This is a genomic window from Alistipes sp. Marseille-P2263, from assembly GCF_018101075.1.
In the GTDB taxonomy this organism is placed as follows: domain Bacteria; phylum Bacteroidota; class Bacteroidia; order Bacteroidales; family Rikenellaceae; genus Alistipes; species Alistipes dispar.
This window is the reverse complement of sequence record NZ_JAGQEJ010000007.1, coordinates 110700-127517: the sequence shown is the minus strand read 5'-3', so window position 1 is coordinate 127517 and position 16818 is coordinate 110700. Positions and strand designations below refer to the sequence as shown.

15 protein-coding genes are annotated in these 16818 nt (G+C 63.4%); 2 read left to right on the top strand and 13 right to left on the bottom strand.

Translation table 11 applies throughout. The features are described from left to right. The first annotated feature begins 1 nt into the window (after nucleotide 1). Nucleotides 2-1585, top strand: a complete 1584-nt coding sequence (gene lnt / locus KB554_RS09810) for an apolipoprotein N-acyltransferase (RefSeq protein WP_211035843.1) — start codon at nucleotides 2-4, stop codon at nucleotides 1583-1585. Nucleotides 1586-1596: 11 nt separating this feature from the next. Beyond that, entirely contained in the window at nucleotides 1597-2886 is a 1290-nt protein-coding gene (locus tag KB554_RS09805) for a folylpolyglutamate synthase/dihydrofolate synthase family protein (protein ID WP_141428205.1), read from the top strand. A gap of 91 nt (nucleotides 2887-2977) precedes the next feature. Here the strand turns inward: KB554_RS09805 and uxuA are convergent, their stop codons facing one another. From uxuA to nagA, 13 genes are all read right to left on the bottom strand, one after another. Beyond that, the gene (uxuA, locus tag KB554_RS09800; RefSeq protein ID WP_211035842.1) at nucleotides 2978-4195 is read right to left on the bottom strand and encodes a mannonate dehydratase; all 1218 of its coding nucleotides are present in this window, start codon (nucleotides 4193-4195) and stop codon (nucleotides 2978-2980) included. A gap of 37 nt (nucleotides 4196-4232) precedes the next feature. After that, nucleotides 4233-5045 (bottom strand): SDR family oxidoreductase, encoded by an 813-nt coding sequence (locus tag KB554_RS09795; RefSeq protein ID WP_141428207.1) that lies wholly within the window; start codon nucleotides 5043-5045, stop codon nucleotides 4233-4235. 37 nt (nucleotides 5046-5082) lie between these two features. Next, on the bottom strand, nucleotides 5083-5757 hold the full coding sequence (locus KB554_RS09790) for a bifunctional 4-hydroxy-2-oxoglutarate aldolase/2-dehydro-3-deoxy-phosphogluconate aldolase (RefSeq protein ID WP_211035841.1): 675 nt from the start codon (nucleotides 5755-5757) through the stop codon (nucleotides 5083-5085). An 11-nt stretch (nucleotides 5758-5768) separates the two neighbouring features. Then, complete coding sequence (locus tag KB554_RS09785; protein WP_141428209.1) at nucleotides 5769-6809, bottom strand: sugar kinase; 1041 nt, start codon at nucleotides 6807-6809, stop codon at nucleotides 5769-5771. A 33-nt stretch (nucleotides 6810-6842) separates the two neighbouring features. Further along, nucleotides 6843-8441: a DUF4855 domain-containing protein gene (locus tag KB554_RS09780; protein ID WP_211035840.1), complete on the bottom strand. Its 1599-nt coding sequence runs from the start codon at nucleotides 8439-8441 to the stop codon at nucleotides 6843-6845. Between the two features lie 152 nt (nucleotides 8442-8593). Then, nucleotides 8594-9928, bottom strand: a complete 1335-nt coding sequence (locus KB554_RS09775) for a Gfo/Idh/MocA family oxidoreductase (protein ID WP_211035839.1) — start codon at nucleotides 9926-9928, stop codon at nucleotides 8594-8596. Nucleotides 9929-10014: 86 nt separating this feature from the next. Then, entirely contained in the window at nucleotides 10015-10254 is a 240-nt protein-coding gene (locus KB554_RS09770; protein ID WP_211035838.1) for a hypothetical protein, read from the bottom strand. 3 nt (nucleotides 10255-10257) lie between these two features. Beyond that, nucleotides 10258-11580: a Gfo/Idh/MocA family oxidoreductase gene (locus KB554_RS09765; protein ID WP_211035837.1), complete on the bottom strand. Its 1323-nt coding sequence runs from the start codon at nucleotides 11578-11580 to the stop codon at nucleotides 10258-10260. After that, nucleotides 11573-12400 (bottom strand): FAD:protein FMN transferase, encoded by an 828-nt coding sequence (locus KB554_RS09760; RefSeq protein WP_211035836.1) that lies wholly within the window; start codon nucleotides 12398-12400, stop codon nucleotides 11573-11575. Before KB554_RS09760 ends, KB554_RS09765 begins: the two co-directional genes overlap by 8 nt. 25 nt (nucleotides 12401-12425) lie before the next feature. Beyond that, nucleotides 12426-13811: a putative oxidoreductase C-terminal domain-containing protein gene (locus tag KB554_RS09755; RefSeq protein ID WP_211035834.1), complete on the bottom strand. Its 1386-nt coding sequence runs from the start codon at nucleotides 13809-13811 to the stop codon at nucleotides 12426-12428. A 10-nt stretch (nucleotides 13812-13821) separates the two neighbouring features. After that, entirely contained in the window at nucleotides 13822-14829 is a 1008-nt protein-coding gene (locus tag KB554_RS09750) for a Gfo/Idh/MocA family oxidoreductase (RefSeq protein WP_211035832.1), read from the bottom strand. Nucleotides 14830-14861: 32 nt separating this feature from the next. Beyond that, nucleotides 14862-15650, bottom strand: a complete 789-nt coding sequence (locus KB554_RS09745; RefSeq protein WP_141428217.1) for a glucosamine-6-phosphate deaminase — start codon at nucleotides 15648-15650, stop codon at nucleotides 14862-14864. Further along, nucleotides 15631-16818 (bottom strand): N-acetylglucosamine-6-phosphate deacetylase, encoded by a 1188-nt coding sequence (nagA, locus tag KB554_RS09740; protein ID WP_211035830.1) that lies wholly within the window; start codon nucleotides 16816-16818, stop codon nucleotides 15631-15633. Before nagA ends, KB554_RS09745 begins: the two co-directional genes overlap by 20 nt.

The following is a 16818-nucleotide window of genomic DNA, read 5'->3' as shown; positions in this document are numbered from 1 at the left end:
CATGTCTCGAAAACTCGCGGCGGCAACTCTCTCGGCTCTCCTGCTCTCAACGGGCTGGCTGGGCATGACGGGACTGACGCTGCTCGTCGGATTCGTCCCCCTGCTGTGGATCAGCGGCTCGTACGACGGCTCACGCCGTTCGTGGCGTGGCATGTTCGGCTGGGCAACGCTGACGTTCGTCCTGTGGAACGCACTGACCGTCTGGTGGATATGGAACGCCACGCCCGTCGGGCCGTTCGCCGCGACGCTGGCTTCGACGACCCTCAACATGATCGCCTTCATGTTGTTCCACACCGTTTCGAAAAAAGCCCCCGCGGCGCTGGCCTACACCACGCTCGCCGCGGCGTGGATCGCCACCGAATACTGGTACACGACCGGCGAGTTCTCGTGGCCGTGGCTCGTGCTGGGCAACGGTTTCTCGCACGAGGTCTGGGCCGTGCAGTGGTACGAATACACGGGCGTCTTCGGCGGATCGCTGTGGGTGCTGGCGAGCAATATGGCCGTCTTCGAGGCGCTCCGGCGGCGCACGCTGCGGCGCAGTCTCGCGGCGGCGGCCGTCGTCGTCCTACCGCTGGCCGCCTCGCTGGCGATCCGGTGCGGATGGAAGCAGCCCGACGAAGGGACGGTCCGCGTCAGCATCGTCCAGCCCAACGTCGATTGCTACGACAAATTCCACGGCGACGCGGAACGCCAGCAGCGCAACATCGCGGAGCTGCTGCACGAGGTTCCCGCCGGGGCGCAGTTCATCCTGCTGCCCGAAACCGCCGTACCGGAACACTACTGGGAGCCGTCACTCTCCGACGCGCCCGGCGGGCGGACGCCCGGCGCATTCTGGCTGGAGCTGACCGACTCGCTCCGCACGGCGCATCCCGAAGCGATGCTCGTCACCGGGGCCAACACGCTGCGGCGCTACGAGGCCGGGGCGCAGACCCCCACGGCGCGCTACAACCGGCTGGACGGCAGCTACTACGACATATTCAACACGGCCGTGGGAATCGACTCCGCAGGACGTGTCAGCCTCCACCACAAGGGACGGCTGGTGATCGGCGTGGAGAACACCCCGACGTGGGTGTTCGACGTGCTGAAGTTCCTCGTCATCGACCTGGGGGGCACGCTGGGCCAGATCGGCATGGGCCAGCACGGCACGGCGTTCGGGCACGCCGGGGCGACGGTCGGCCCGGCGATCTGCTACGAAGGACTCTACGGCGACTTCTGCGGCGACTTCGTTCGGCGCGGCGCACAGTTCCTGGCCATCATCTCCAACGACGGCTGGTGGGGCGACACGCCCGGCTACAAACACCTCTTCTCGATCTCGCGCCTGCGGGCCATCGAGCACCGCCGCGCCATCGCCCGCTCGGCCAACACCGGACGGTCGGGCTTCATCTCGGCGCGCGGCGACGTGGGGCAGACGCTGGGCTGGGAACAGCGCGGCGTCATCACGGCCGACGTGCCGCTCTCGTCGCAGGAGACCTTCTACACCCGCTACGGCGACTACATCGCCCGCATCGCGGAGTACGTGCTGCTGCTCTGCGTGCTCTATTTCGTCGCCTACCGCGTCAAACGCCGAAACTACCTCGTCAAATAACACCGTACACCATGAATTACACCCAAACCCTCGAATTCCTCTTCTCGTCGCTGCCCGCCTTCGAAACCCAGGGAGCGACGGCCTACAAGCCGGGATTGGAGCGCATCGCCGCATTCTGCCGCCACCTGGGCAATCCGCAGCGCAACTTCTTCACCATCCATATCGCGGGAACCAACGGCAAGGGCTCCGTGGCGCACATCATCGCCTCGGTGCTCCAGCAGGCCGGCTACCGCACGGGGCTCTTCACCTCGCCCCACTTGCAGGACTTCCGCGAACGGATCCGCGTGGACGGCGAGATGATTCCCAAGCAGAAGGTGGTGAACTTCGTGGACAAGCACCGCGAAAAGATGGTCGATCTGGAGCTGTCGTTCTTCGAAATGACCGCGGCGATGGCCTTCGACTACTTCGCGCAGAGCGACGTCGAGGTGGCCGTGATCGAAACAGGACTCGGGGGACGGCTCGACGCCACGAACATCGTCGTCCCGATCCTGAGCATCATCACCAACATCGGGCTGGAGCACACCGCGCTGCTGGGCGACACGCTGCAAAAGATCGCCGCCGAGAAGGCCGGCATCGTCAAGAAGAGCATCCCGGTTCTCATCGGCGAGGCAGACGAACGCTACGACGGCGTGATCGAGCAGGCCGCCGCCGCGAACAAGTCGAAGGTGATCTACGCCGAACGGGAGTTCCGCTGCGAGAGCTGCACCGAGCGGGGGGACCGGCAGTCGTTCAGCCTGCGCCGCACGCGCGACGACCGGACTTTCGACGTGGAGCTGGATCTGCGGGGCATCTACCAGAGCCGCAACGTCGTGACGGCCTCGGCCGCCATCGACTTCCTGCACGAAGAGACGCCGCTGACGATCTCGCGCCGCGCCTACCTCGAGGGAATGCGCGACGCCGCGGCCCACACGTCGCTGCACGGCCGCTGGCAGAAGATCGGCGATGCGCCCCTCACGGTATGCGACACGGGACACAACGCCCACGGCATCGCCTATGTGGCCCGGCAACTGAAGGCCACGCCCTGCAAACGGCTCTTCTGCGTCATGGGATTCGTCCGCGACAAGGACCTGGCGCACATCCTGCCGCTGCTGCCGCACGAGGCGCACTATATCTTCACGCAGGCGCACTCCGACCGCGCCATGACCGCCGGGGAGCTGACCGCGAAGGCCGCGATCTACGGACTGCGGGGCGAGGCCGTCGCCGACGTCCCGGCCGCAGTGGCCCGGGCCCGCGAGCTGGCCGGCGCGGAGGACATGATCTTCATCGGCGGCAGCACCTACGTGGTGGGCGAGGCGCTGTAAGGAATCCGCGCAAGCACATCGGCATCGGGAGCTTCCCGGACACCGGGGTTTCGCGTGGCCGTACGCTCCCGGCCGGACAGTCCGCATCGGATCATCGTCCGAGGGTGCGAGGGATCGCCAGGACGCCCTGCGACTGTTCGGAGAACAGCGAACGGGCTATGCCCGTCTCGAGCCCCCGCAGTTCGGCGAGGCCTCGCAAGCGTCCGACATACGAATAGCCGGGATTGCCCTTTTTCTTCAAGTCGTCTCCCATTTGGTGTCCGTGGTCGGGACGCACCGGAATCGAGACCTTGTACCGTTGTTCGACCTCCAGAAGGGCTTTCATCATCTCGTACATATCCGTGTCGCCCTCCAGATGGTCCGTCTCGACGAAGTTTCCGTCGGCATCGCGCCGTGTGTTGCGCAGATGCACGAAGCGGACCCGATCGCCGAACTCACGCATCATGGCGGGAAGATCATTGTCCGCACGCACGCCGAACGATCCCGTACAGAGACACAAACCGTTCGAAGAGCAGGGCACCTCGGAGACGAGCCGCCGGAAATCGGAGGCCGTAGAGAGTATCCGCGGAAGTCCCAGAATCGGGAACGGAGGGTCGTCGGGATGAATGGCCAGCACGACCCCCGCCTCGTCGGCTGCCGGAGCGACCTCCCCGAGGAAAAGGATCAGATGCCGCCGCAACTGCTCCGCGTCGATGTCGCGGTAACGGTCCAACGCCTCCTGGAACTGCCGCAGGGTGAAACTCTCCTCCGAACCGGGAAGTCCGGCGATCATGTTGCGCACCAACCGGTTCTTTTCGGTTGCGGACATCCGTTCGAACCGCCGGCGGGCGCGTGCCTTCGCCTCGTCGTCGTATTCAGCCCCGGCTCCGGGACGCTTCAGAACGAAGAGATCGAATGCGACATAGGCGTCGCGCTCGAAACGCAGGGCCCGGGAACCGTCGGGCATGGCAAAGGAGAGGTCGGTGCGGGTCCAGTCGAGCACCGGCATGAAATTGTAAGTCACGCAACGGATACCGCAGGCGGCCAGGTTGCGCAAGGTCTGTTTGTAGTTCTCCGTATAGCGACGGAAATCGCCCGTACGAGTCTTGATCTGCTCATGGACGGGAACGCTCTCCACGACGCTCCACACGAGTCCTGCTTCGGCGATGAGCCGTTTGCGACGCCTGATCTCCCCGACCGGCCACACCTCGCCGTTGGGTATGTGGTGCAGCGCATGCACGACGTCGGTGGCGCCCGCCTGACGGATATCCCGCAAACCGACCGGATCATCGGGCCCGTACCAGCGCCAGGATTGTTTGCACAAATACATGTTCGTTCGTTTTAGAATCAATCGTCGTCCAGACCGTTCAGATCGAGAAGGCGTCGAATCCGCCGTCGATCACCGTCAGCGTTCCCGAAACGAAACGCGACGCGTCGCTCGCAAGCCATTGCAGCGTGCCGAGCAGCTCCCCGGGCTCGCCGAAACGCCCGAAGGGCGTATGGGCCAGAATCGTCCGTGCCCGGGGCGTGAGACTTCCGTCGGGATTCGTCAGCAGCGTGCGGTTCTGCTCCGTAAGGAAAAAACCCGGAGCAATGGCATTCACGCGTAGCCCGGCACCGAACTTCGTGGCCAGCTCCCCGCACATGTAGCGTGTAAAGTTCACTACGGCAGCCTTCGCCGCGCCATAGCCCGCCACGCGGGTCAAGGGACGCAGGGCCGATTCGGAAGCGATGTTGATAATCGACCCCTCGCCCCGTTCGGTCATCGCGCGGGCAAAGACCATCGTCGGAAGGATCGTTCCGAAAAGATTCAGATCGACGACCTTGCGCACCGCCTCGGGATCGAGGTCGAAGAAGGTCTTGTCAGGAGGGATCGTCGCCCCGGGCATATTGCCCCCGGCGGCATTTATGAGCACGTCGATACGACCGAAACGGTCCATGATCTCCGCATGGTTTTCCGCAAGCGACGCACGGTCCAGAACATCCGTCGCATACGCCGCGGCACGGCCCCCCTCGGCCGCGACCTCTGCGGCAAGCCGCTCTCCCGCCTCGAGATTGCGGTCCAAGACGACGACCTGCGCTCCCTGCTCGGCAAAGTGGCGGACCATGGCCGATCCCAGAATCCCCGCCGCGCCCGTGATGACGATGACGCGGTCTCCGACACTGAAGAGATTTCTCATATCCGATGGTTTTTTGAAATTTCCGATAACGGAACGGTCATTTCCGCCGGCAGCTCCGGATCACCCCGAGAACAAAGCGGCATTTGCCGGCGATCCACATCCAGTCCCCCGCCTCAAGCCGCGGGGCGGGAAATAGCCGCGACCCCATGCCGACGCAGGCGACGCCCGCCTCGAACCACGCCCGGAGACTCTCTTCCGTAGGTTCCACGGCGCCCGTCGCCATAATCTGCACGCGCGGGAGCGGTCCGCGGACACTCTTCACGAACGAAGGTCCGCCCGCACATCCCGCCGGAAAGAGCTTCACCAGGTTGCAGCCCGCCTCCTGGGCCGCCACGATCTCCGCAACGGTCCCGCAGCCGGGAACGTAAGGGACAACCCGGCGATTGCACAGCCGCGCCACCTCTTCCACGAAACAGGGACCGACCACGAAGTCCGCCCCACAGCTCAGATAGGACGCCGCCGTAGGCGCGTCGGTCACCGAACCGACACCGAGTGCCATTTCGGGACACTCCTTCCCGGCGTATTTCACGAGCGAGGCGAAAACCTCGCAGGCGAAATCCCCGCGGTCCGTGAATTCGAACGCGCGGACGCCGCCCTCATAGCAGGCTTTCAGGACCTGACAGGCCACTGCGGCGTCCCGGTGATAAAAGACGGGAACCATGCCCGTATCGCGGAGTGTGCAGAGCACCTCCAAAAAGTCGAATCGTGCCATATCGCCTGTTTTTATCGGGAGACGCGTCCCGAGCCGTTGCCCCGCATCAGCCGCTCGACCTCCTCCGCGGAGACGAGGTTGTAATCGCCGTCGATCGTATGTTTGAGACACGAAGCCGCCGCCGCGAACTCCAGAGCCCGGGCATCGTCTCCGGGCCAGGCGAGCAGGCCGTGGATCAGCCCGCCGGCAAAGGAGTCGCCGCCGCCCACACGATCGACGATATGCGTGATGTCGTAACGTTTCGAACGGTAGAGACGCCGTCCGTCGCAGAGCACCCCGCCCCAGGTGTTGCGGCTCGCGTTGATCGACCCGCGCAGGGTGACGGCCACCTTCCGCAGACGCGGGAAACGTTCCATGAGCCGGCGGCAGACATCCCCGAAACGGCGACTGTCGATCCCGCCGCCCGCAGTCGCAGCGTCGAAACCCTCGGGTTTGATACCGAAGACCTTCTCGGCATCCTCCTCGTTGGCGATCGCCACGTCGCAACCCGCCACCAGGCGGGGCATCACCTCGGCGGCCGTCTTGCCGTATTTCCAGAGTTTGTCGCGGTAATTCAGGTCGCACGAAACGGGGACCTGCATCCGATTGGCCGCTTCGACGGCCTCCCGGCAGGCTTCGGCCGCTCCGGCGCTGATCGCCGGCGTGATTCCCGTCCAATGGAACCACGACGCTCCCTCGAATACCCGCTCCCAGTCGATCATCCCCGGGCGGATCCCGGCCATCGAGGAGTGCGCCCGGTCGTAAACGACCTTGCCGGGGCGGCTCACCGCTCCCGTCTCCAGAAAATAGATGCCGAGCCGCTCGCCTCCGAAAACGACATGATCGGTACGGACTCCGTACTTGTGCAGGTCCATCAGGCAGGCCGCGGCAAGATCGTTCTCGGGCATACGCGTTACGAACTGCGCCACGTAACCGTAATTGGCGAGCGACACGGCAACATTGGCTTCCCCGCCACCGAACGTGGCATCGAACCGGTTCGCCTGGCAGAATCGCTGATTCCCGGGGGCCGCCAGGCGCAACATGATCTCCCCGAAAGTAACCACCTTCTTCATTCGCGGTATCTTAATATCTCGATCATGAAACAATCAGTCGGGCAATCCCTCCGCGAACTCCACTTCAAGTACGGCCTCGCCGTCGGGCGCCTCGGTCGAGATCTCCAGATAGAAACGGTCGCAGTTGAAAGGCCATCCCTGCGGATAGTACGAAAAACGGCTGTCGAAGAGGTCCTCCTGGATGTTGGCCGCAGTGCCGTCCATCGAGAAGACGACATCCCGTTCGGTCCACTTGCAGACGAAGGTATGGAATCCGTCGTACAAGTTCTCGACCGGCAGGACCGACCGCTTGATATTTTGCAGTTTCACCTCGTTCATCTGCATCGTGTTCGCACCGCAGGCCACAGCGCCGGGCCGCGATCCGTCGTAGTCCATGAGGAACAGGTCGCCGCTGTCGGGCCACGCTCCGAGCCGCTCCGTGACGGGCAGCAGGCGGATGCGGGCCTTCGCTTCGGGATTGCGCGAGCGGATGCGGGCCCGCACGGCGATCGTGCCGTATTGCAGATCCCACCGGCCGCGCGTGTCGAGGCGGGTCGTACCCTTCAACAGCAGGCGTCCGCGCCGCACGACGGCCTTGCCGCCCGGCGTCTCGTTCCACGAAGCCGTATCAAGGCGCTTTCCGCCGAACGTCTCCCGGAAGTCGGGTTTCGCTCCGTCGAGCATCCGATGCCGGCGGTCGCGGATGAAGTAGGCCAGCGTATCGATAAAGGCCCGGTCTTCGGGAGCCGTGGTCTTCGTAAAATAATATACCCCGCCGCCCCCTTCGTAGTAGGCGATCGCCGAAGAGCGGTAAACTCCGTTCCTGCGGAACGACGACATATAGCCCATGCCGCGGTCGCGGCGGCACTCCTCCGACTTCACCGAAGCCCGCATGTCGAACTCCATTTCGAGCCCCATGCCGTAGGTCCGGGCCAACTCACAGGCCCGATCTACCCGTTCGTCGCCGATCTTGCGGTTCCAGAAGTAGGTCGGCTGCAGGTAGGCGGCATCGAAACCCAGATCGCGCCACTCGCTGTAACCCTGGGCGGTGTAGTAGGGAATCCAATAGAAGCGCAGCCCCTTGCTCCGCACGTAGTCGCCCAGGGCGCGGGTCACCTCGCGGCTCTGCCGCAGTATCTCGGGCAGCCAGTAGAATCCGGCCAACTCGAGGTGCCGAAAACCGCTGCTGCGGAAACGTTCCTCGAGGAGATCCGCATACCATTTGCAGGCGGCTATGCGATCCTCCTCATTCGAGAAATCCAACTTGCGGCCTTCCAGTTCGCCCCAGTCTTTCTGACCGCGCGGAGGCTCGGGAATCCCGATCACCACCTTGTGACGGAAGGGCGGCTCTCCCAACTCCCGAACGGCCGCCGCGATGCAGTCGTCGAGCGCCGCAATGCCCTTGCCGCTCTCGAAATGCCGATCGACAAGCCAGGCCCAGTCCTCCTTTCTGGCCAGCGGCGCGGAGCCCCGTACATGGTACGAGACCCCTTCGCCGCTGTCGAACTCCAGAAAGAGGAAGCCGTCAAAGAGCCAGTCGCGGTTCCCGAAGCGGTCCTCGTGGACGACATAGGGACGCAGTTGTTCGGCGTTGTAGTCCATGCGGTGAGAACCACCCTGATAGATCAGCACCAGGTCGCGAATATCGGTCATCGGCAGATATTTCCCCGGGGCGGGTTGTGCCGAGACTTCGTATCCGGCGATCAACAGAGACAACACCCCACACAGGGAGACGAGCATTCTCCTTTGCATATCGTTAGTATATAATACGTTATGTTTTTATCCCATGCGTTTCCGACGCGGCGTCAGACGCGAATCTCCCACCCCTTTTCGTAGGTGCGGCCCCAGAGGTCGCCGGCTTCGCGGTCGTCGAGGATGCGGCCCGTCGTCGGGTCGATCCGCAGCGAACGGCCCACGCGCTGAGCGATGTTGCCCAACTGGACCAACTGCGTACTGATGCAGGCATCGACGATTCCCGAATTGAGTTTCTCGCCCTTGCGGATCGCATCGAACCAGTTCCGGAAGTGAATGACATCGAGCTGCTCGGAGGGATTGAGCAGATTGCCCTCTTCGAACTTCAGGGCGCTCTTCACCTCCTTGACCGTCTTGCCGCCCATGTCGGCGATCCGGTATTCGTTGCCGCCGCTGATGAAGAGCGTGCCCGTCTCGCCGTAGAAGGCCGTGCCCACACCGAAGCCGTCCACCGGCGTGCCGTTGCAACTGCGGCCCTCCCACGAACAGGAGGCCTCGTCGCCGAACTGATAGGTAATGAGTTGCGTGTCGGGCGTCTCCCAGTCGTCCTGAAAGCGGTAGCGACCGCCCACGGAGGTGACCAGCGTGGGATACTCGACCCCGAGACCCCAGCGGAGAATATCCACGAAGTGCGTACCGTTGTTCAACGCCTCGCCCGTTCCCCAGTGCCAGAACCAGTGCCAGTTGTAGTGTACGACATTGTCCCTGAAAGCCTTCACGCGCGGCGCGGGGCCCTGCCACAGATCCCAGTCCAGCCACCCGGGGACCGGAACCTCCCTGCCGATGCCGATCGACGGGCGGTTGTTCACATACCACGATTTGGCGTAGCGCACCCTGCCGATCTCGCCGGCGCGGATCGCCGCAACGGCCTCGATCACGTTGGGCCACGAACGGCGCTGGTTGCCCACCTGCACCACACGGTCGTATTTCAGGGCCGCGCGGATCAGCAGTTCGTTTTCCGCAGGGTTGTGGCTCGTAGGCTTCTCGAGATAGACATGCTTGCCGGCCTTCATGGCCATGACGGCCGCGGCGGCATGCCAGTGGTCGGGCATGGCGATCACCACGGCATCGACATCCTCCGACTCGAGCAGACGGCGCAGATCCCGCTCGCCGCGGGGCTTGCGCCCGCAGACCTTGGCGATATCCTCGCGGCATTTGGCCAAAGCGCGCGAATCGACATCGCACACACAGGTTACCTCGCAGTCCCTCATCTTCGCAAAACCCTGAGCCAGGGCATTGCCGCGCGAATTCACGCCGATCACGCCGATCCGGATGCGCTCGTTGGCTCCGGCGGCCCGTGCCGACACCACGCCGGGCAAGACGCTTCCCAAGGATACGGCAGCCGCCCCCGTCATCAGTTTCTTAATGAAGTCTCTTCTCGTAGTCATAGGTCGTAATGTTTATCCAAAATTAGAGATTTTACGGGGATTACGGCTCGTCAATCCCGACAATGAACCTTCAAAAAACGCAAAAGTCATCCGCGGCGCCCTCCCATACGCGAAACGAGCGCCGCGAGCAGCCGCGGGATCCACAGCAGCAGGTAGATCACCGCCGTAATTACGACGACGTAACCCATCTGCGTGAAAAGCTCGTACCACGGACGGTCGAAACGCACGACGGCATAGAGATTCGTCAGGAAAGCGACGATGAAAGCCGCCGACGCAAAGCGGATCTCGCGACGGATGCGGCGTGCGGAGATAACAAGATCTTTCATGGTCTAAAATTTCATGTAGGGAATTCGGTACTGCTCGGGGAGGCGGATCGTGCGCTGCTCCTCCATGGCCCGGTTGCCCAACAGGCAGAGCACCGTCGAACAGTAGGCCTCCTCGACGACATTGGGAGCCTTCTCGCCCGTGATGCACGAGTGGCAAAAGGCCGAGAGGATGATGTCCGATCCGTCCTTGTCGGCGCCGACCATGCTCTGACCGCCGTTCACGTGGATCGCCCCCTCGACGATCGGATGCGGCGGATACTCCACACGCGTTTCGGGACGCCAGCTCGGCCCCGCCGCCGGAATCGCCGCGAAAACCCGGTCCTTCATCTGCCCGATAAGCTGGCGGATGCCCGACGCCGAGCGGTCCTCCTCGAGGTAATAGACTCCCTTGGCCAGCTCCATCGTGCCGCGGCTTCCGAGAATCTGGTCTTCCATGCCGTTGAACTTGTTCGAGATAAGCGACTCGTAACAGATCTTGCGGCCGTCGCGGTAGCGGTAGATGACATTCACGCTGTCATAGACCTCGCGGCCGTCCTTCCAATGAACGATGTCGCCCATGCCCGCGATCTCCTCGGGCATACGCCCTGCGGCCCAGTTGCACACCTCCAACTGATGGCAGGCCAGCTCGGTCATCAGACCGCCCGAACTCTCCCGATAGAGGCGCCAGTTGATCCGCCGCTCCAGCTCGGGCGACGGCACCGCACGGCGCCAGTCGGCGTTGCGGAACCAGTGGCAGCGCATGCCGACCACGTCGCCGATCAGTCCCGAACGGATCAGCTCCATGCCCCGGATGTATTTCTCATCGTACATGCGCTGCATGCAGAAATAGAGCACCCGGTCCGTCCGCCCGTAGGCATCGTAGATCGCCCGGCACTCGTCGAGCGTACGGGCCATCGCCTTCTCGCAGAAGACATGCTTGCCGGCCGCCAGGGCGTCGAGCGTCATCCGCCCATGCCAGTCGAGCGGCGTAGAGACGATAACGCCGTCAATCGAGGGGTCCTCGAGCAGCCGGCGGTAATCCGTATAACATTTCGCCCCGGGGCACAACCGCTGCGCCGCCCGCAGGTTGGGTTCGTAGTCGTCGCACAGGGCGACCACTTCGGCATGGGGGATCGCCCGCAGGTTGTGGAGATGGTACTGGCCGCGCGACCCCGTGCCGATGAGCGCCACACGGGCCCGTTCGCCCGCAATCTCCCGATGCTTCTCGGGAGTGCAGAACGTCAGCCACGGCGTGGCGGCCAGCAGCGTCACGCCGCCGGTCAGGCGCCCCATGTTCTTCAAAAAATCCCTGCGACTTATCTCCGCTCCGCCATTCTTCCTATCCATGATGCAATATGTATGCGTAAACTTCCAGTTTGTCGAATCCGCAGGCAATACGCCGCCGTTGCGGTTCGCCGGCGATCATCCACGCGGTGCTCACCACTTCGGCATCGAGCGGATCGTCGGCGACGACCGCCACGATCTGCCGCGAGGCGTCACGCAGGCCGGTGCGCGGATTCACGATATGTTCCGTATGGGCCGCCGTATTGCCCGACACGGAGAGGGCCCGGTCCACGAGGTCGAACTCGGCCAAAGCATTCCCCGTTGCAGGATCGGGCAGACTCACCCGCCAGCAGGGGCCGTAAGGATGACGGCCGATGCCGAGAATGGAGCTGTTGCCGAAATCGACGAAGGCCGATCCGACACCGGCTTCGCGCAACAGCACGCCGATCTTCTTCAGCGCATAGCCCTTGGCGAAGCCGCCGAAATCGAGCGACGTTTCCTCCCCGTCGAAGCGGACGCTGACGACACCCGCCTCCGTGCCGAGACGAACGCGGGAGAGATCCCGGAGGGTGATGTCGAAAAGCCCCTCGGTCCGTTCGCAATACGTCCGGCAAGACTGCAACGCTTCGCCAAGTTCGGGCCCGACCTCTACGGGGGCGCGTGCGGCCGCGGCATTCACCCGTGCGACCTCGCTCGCGGGATCGAAGCGGTCGAAGACCCGGTTCAGATGCTCCAGAAGGGCCGTTGTCCGCTCCCAGAGCGCATCCGCCCGCGGCAAGTCGATACCTGCAATCAACAGATCGAACCGCGTGCCCATGACACGCGGCACGAAACCATGGAAGAACGACTCTTCCGCATAATACTCCCGTTCGGTCGTCAGCATACGCCTTCCGGCGGCCCTTTCGTTTCTATTCCGGCGACGCCGTGCGGGCCTGTTCCACGGCCATCGTCGTAATGTAGTATTTCGCCAGCGTATTGGCCTCCTCCCATGCGGGCATCTCGCCCGTGCGGATACTCCGAAGGAACCGCTCGGCCACCTGTCCGAAATGCACCTCATGCCCGGGACGCGCCGCAACGGGCAAATCCACCAGGAAACGACCCGGAATATCCGTCTCCACGACCCGCAGCCCGGGATAATCCGGCTGCAAGGCGGCAACGCGCCGCCGCAAAGCCGTCAGCGTCTGCGCGGGATCGACCCCTCCGGCCGCCAGCACATAGAGCGACTTGACATTTCCCGTCGTCTCGTCCTGCACGACCTCGATCGAGGCCCGGCTGCCGCGCACCACGGCCGAAAAGGCATCCTCGCCGTTCGGCGAGCTCCAATTCCAGACCACCTCCATGCCGACGTGCACCCCTTTTACGCGGAAGAGTATCCGGCCGTTGGCCATCACCTCGAGCACCCCGTCGCGGAGGTACTTCTCCAGATAGGGCGGGAACGGTTCGACACCCGTCGATAGACGGAAATCCTCCGCACGGACAGCGGTCGGCCAATGACTGGCCGCCAGCACCTCGACATCCGTCTCATAGCGTACGGGATTCTCGGGAAAGCACTGCCAGAATACCAGGTCGATCAGATGCGTCGTAACGTCGGCGATCCCCTCGCCCTGCTGCTCCACGTCGTAATACCACGCCGGGCGAATCAGCGGCCGCCCCGACACCGACTTGAAGAAGTGGTGGATGCTGCGCATCGAAATCGACGGATCGTCAGCCGATCCGGGAAGCAGGTCCCCGAACAGCTCCGCATCGTGCATCAGATTGCGGGTCAGAACGTTGAGCGCATCATACCGCTCGGTCATCAGGTCGCAGATCCATACGCCGCGGCGGTGCGCTTCGGCATAGGCCGCACGCAGCGTATCGAAGTCTTCGCGGCAGACAGCCAGCGGCTTGTCCGACAACACATGATATCCGGCTTTCACCGACGCGAGGATATAACCGGTTTTCTTCCGGTTGTTTCCGGCCAGGACGACCAGGTCGCCGGCACGCTCGCCGACCATCCGCTCGAGGTAGTCGGGACCGGTATAGACCACCTCCTGCCAGGAGGTAGGCTCTTCCGCACGTCCGTTGTAGGAGGCTACGGCCGCCAAGTACTGTTCGACCTCCTCTCCTTCCGGGGCATAGACACGGACCGTGTCCGAAAGCTCCGCAAGGGCGTTCTTCTGCAACAGGCTCGCATGGAAATGGCCCGGATCGAGCACGACCAGACGCAGGGGCCGCTGTCCCGCACTTCCCGAGCACGAAGCGAAGAGGAGCGGCACGGCGGGCAGCAGGCGCAGGAGCGATTCGAAGCGTTTCATCGTCTTGCGTCTATTCGTCGTAAGCCTCGAGAAGCCTGCGTGCCTCCTTCATGCCTTCGGCATAGGCTTCATCCATCATAACGGTACGTCCGCCGCGTTCGAGGCTCATGTTCGAAGCCTTCATGAAAGTGAAGATCTCGAGGGTCTCCTCCTTCGATACGGGGCTCGCACCGCTTTTGAAATAGCGGAGAATCTCGTCGAGCAGCACCTTGTAGCCGGCGTATCCGCCCGCGGCAACGGTCCCCTTCTCCGTAAAGGCCGTACCGCCATAGACGGCCGGGCCCTTGACGACGGCGCGGAACGTACCGAGACGTCCGTCGTTCCAACGTCCCGACACGATGTCGCCCATCGGCGAGTGGATACGGCTCACGGCCTCACAACCCGTACCCAGCAGCGTGTAGAGCGTCTCCACGCCGTGGATGCCGTAGAATCCGAAATCGGGATGCGTCGGCTCGACCGTATGGGGCGAATAGCAGTCGGCACCCAGGATCTTGCCGAAGTCGCCGCGACGCAGCGCCGCATTCTGCGGCGAATAGCGCAGAGCCGAAGAGGTGAAGACGCTCGCACCGTAACGTTCGGCCATCTCGTAGATGGCGATGGCCTCGCCGAGCGTCGCGCCAAGCGGTTTGTCGATGTAGCAGATTTTTCCCGAGCGGAAGACCTCGACGGCCTGCCCGAGATGCAGGCGGCCGTCGTTCGTCTCGAGCAACACGCAATCGACCTTGTCGAGCAGTTCGGCGACCGACGCGGTGATCTCCACGCCGAACTTCTTCACGGTCTCGATATATCCGGGAATGCGGTCGCGGCTCGACCGGATTGCCGTCGATCCGTAGGGATAGGCCGCAACGACCTCGAACTCACGGACGAGCGGATCGTCCGACGTACCGTTGAGCAGTTCGGTAAAGGCGGTGGAATGCGACGTATCGAGGCCGATGATGCCGATACGGATCACCCCCTGGGCCCGTACGGTGAAGACCGCGGCGAGGAGGCATGCGATGATGAGAATCTGTTTTTTCATGGTCGGTAGTTTTTCGTTTCGGAACGGGTTCGTCATTCGGCGGGAAGCAACCGGGCGCTCTCCGCAGTCAGATAGAGGCACGCATCCGCCTCGTTGCGCAGCACACTCGCGGGACAGTGTTCCGAGATCTCTCCGTAAAGCGTGCACCGCACGGCTTCGGCCTTGCTGGCGAAGGGGACGATGCAGAAGAGCCACCGACCCCGCAGCAATGCGGGAACCGTCAGCGTCAGCGCCTCGGAGGGCACCAGATCGAGCCGCTCGAAACATTTCTCATTGACCTGCTGCTGGCGGCAGACGGGATCGAGCGCCACAACCTTCACCAGTTTCGGATCGTTGAAATCCGCCACATCGGGGTCGTTGAAGGCAATATGGCCGTTCTCGCCGATTCCCATGCAAACGATATCGACCGGATAGCGTTGCAGCAGACCGGCATAGCGCGCACACTCGGCATCCCGGTCGGAGGCCAGTCCGTCGAGGCAATAGACCGAACGGAAAGGCACCCGGTCGAAGATCCGCTCGCGCAGGAAGTGCGCGAAGCTCTGCGGCGCCGAAGGGCCGACACCGATGTATTCATCCATATGGAAGGCATTGATGCGTGTCCAGTCAATACGGCTATCGGCAATCAGGCTGTTCAGGAATGCCTCCTGCGAGGGGGCGGCGGCGAAGATCATATTGACCTCCTCCTTTTTTCCGAGCAGTTCGACAATCTTGGCGGCGACCTCCGCGGCCGCGGCGCGCCCCATCTCCCCGGTCGTGGAAAAGACTTTGACGTTCAGCATTTCCCGGCTGAACGTACGGAAATTATTCGGTATAGAGAACATGACCTTCAGAAATTGTGGTTACGACATGAATTCGGGAATCGAAAACGACGATATCGGCATCCTTGCCCTCGTCGAGCGAGCCCTTGCGGGCATCCAGCCCGAGAATGCGGGCCGGCGTGAGCGACATCATCCGCACGGCCTCGACGAGCGGCACTCCCGCCGCACCGACCATCGTGCGTACCAGACGGTCGGTCGTCGCGACGCTTCCGGCAAATGCCGAACGGTCGGGAAGTTTCGCCACGCCTTCCTCGATCAGCACGCGCCGGCCGTTGCGGAGACTGCCGAGAACCGACTCTCCGTCGGGCATTCCCGCACCGCGCATCGCATCGGTACAGAGCGCCGTACGGTCCGCACCCTTGAACTTGTAAACGAAACGCAGCAGCGCCTCAGGCAGATGCACGCCGTCGGCGATGATCTCCACGGTCATCGCGTCGATCAGATAAGCCGCTTCGACGGCTCCGGCATAACGGCGGGCGTTGCGCCGCGTCACGGAAGACATGGCCGAATAGAGATGCGTCATGTGGGTATATCCCGCCTCATGGGCGCGGACCACCTCGTCATACACGGCGTCGGTATGCGCCACAGAGGCCAAAATCCCGCGACGGCGCAGTTCGTGTCCCATTTCGAGAGCGCCGTCCAGCTCCGGAGCGACACTCCAGCGGATGATTTCCGGGGCGGCTTCGAGAATCGTCCCGTACTCCTCGCGGCGGGGGGTCTTCAGATAGTGCGGATCCTGGGCGCCGCTCTGCCGGTGCGAAAAATAGGGTCCTTCGAGATGCAGGCCGAGCAGCCGCGCCCCGCGCTTGTTGCACCGGTCGGCTTCGCGGAAGACCTCGAACACCCGGTAAAGTTCCTCGTCGGTACAGGTCAGCGTCGTGGGAACGAGCGCCGTGGTACCATAGCGCGCATGGGTCTCGGCCACGCCGAGGAAAGCCTCGACCGTCCCGTCCATGAAGTCGTGCCCGCCACCGCCGTGCACGTGCATGTCGATGAATCCCGGAGCAATATATCCGCCCCGGGCGTCGATAACCCGGTCGCCGGGTTCGGGCGTCACCCCATTTCCGGGAAGAATCCGCTCGATACGGCCGTTGCGGCAGACGACGGCCATGCCGGACTCGATCCGCGTCGGGCGGATCACGTTTCCGTTCGTCAGTATCAGACGTTCCAT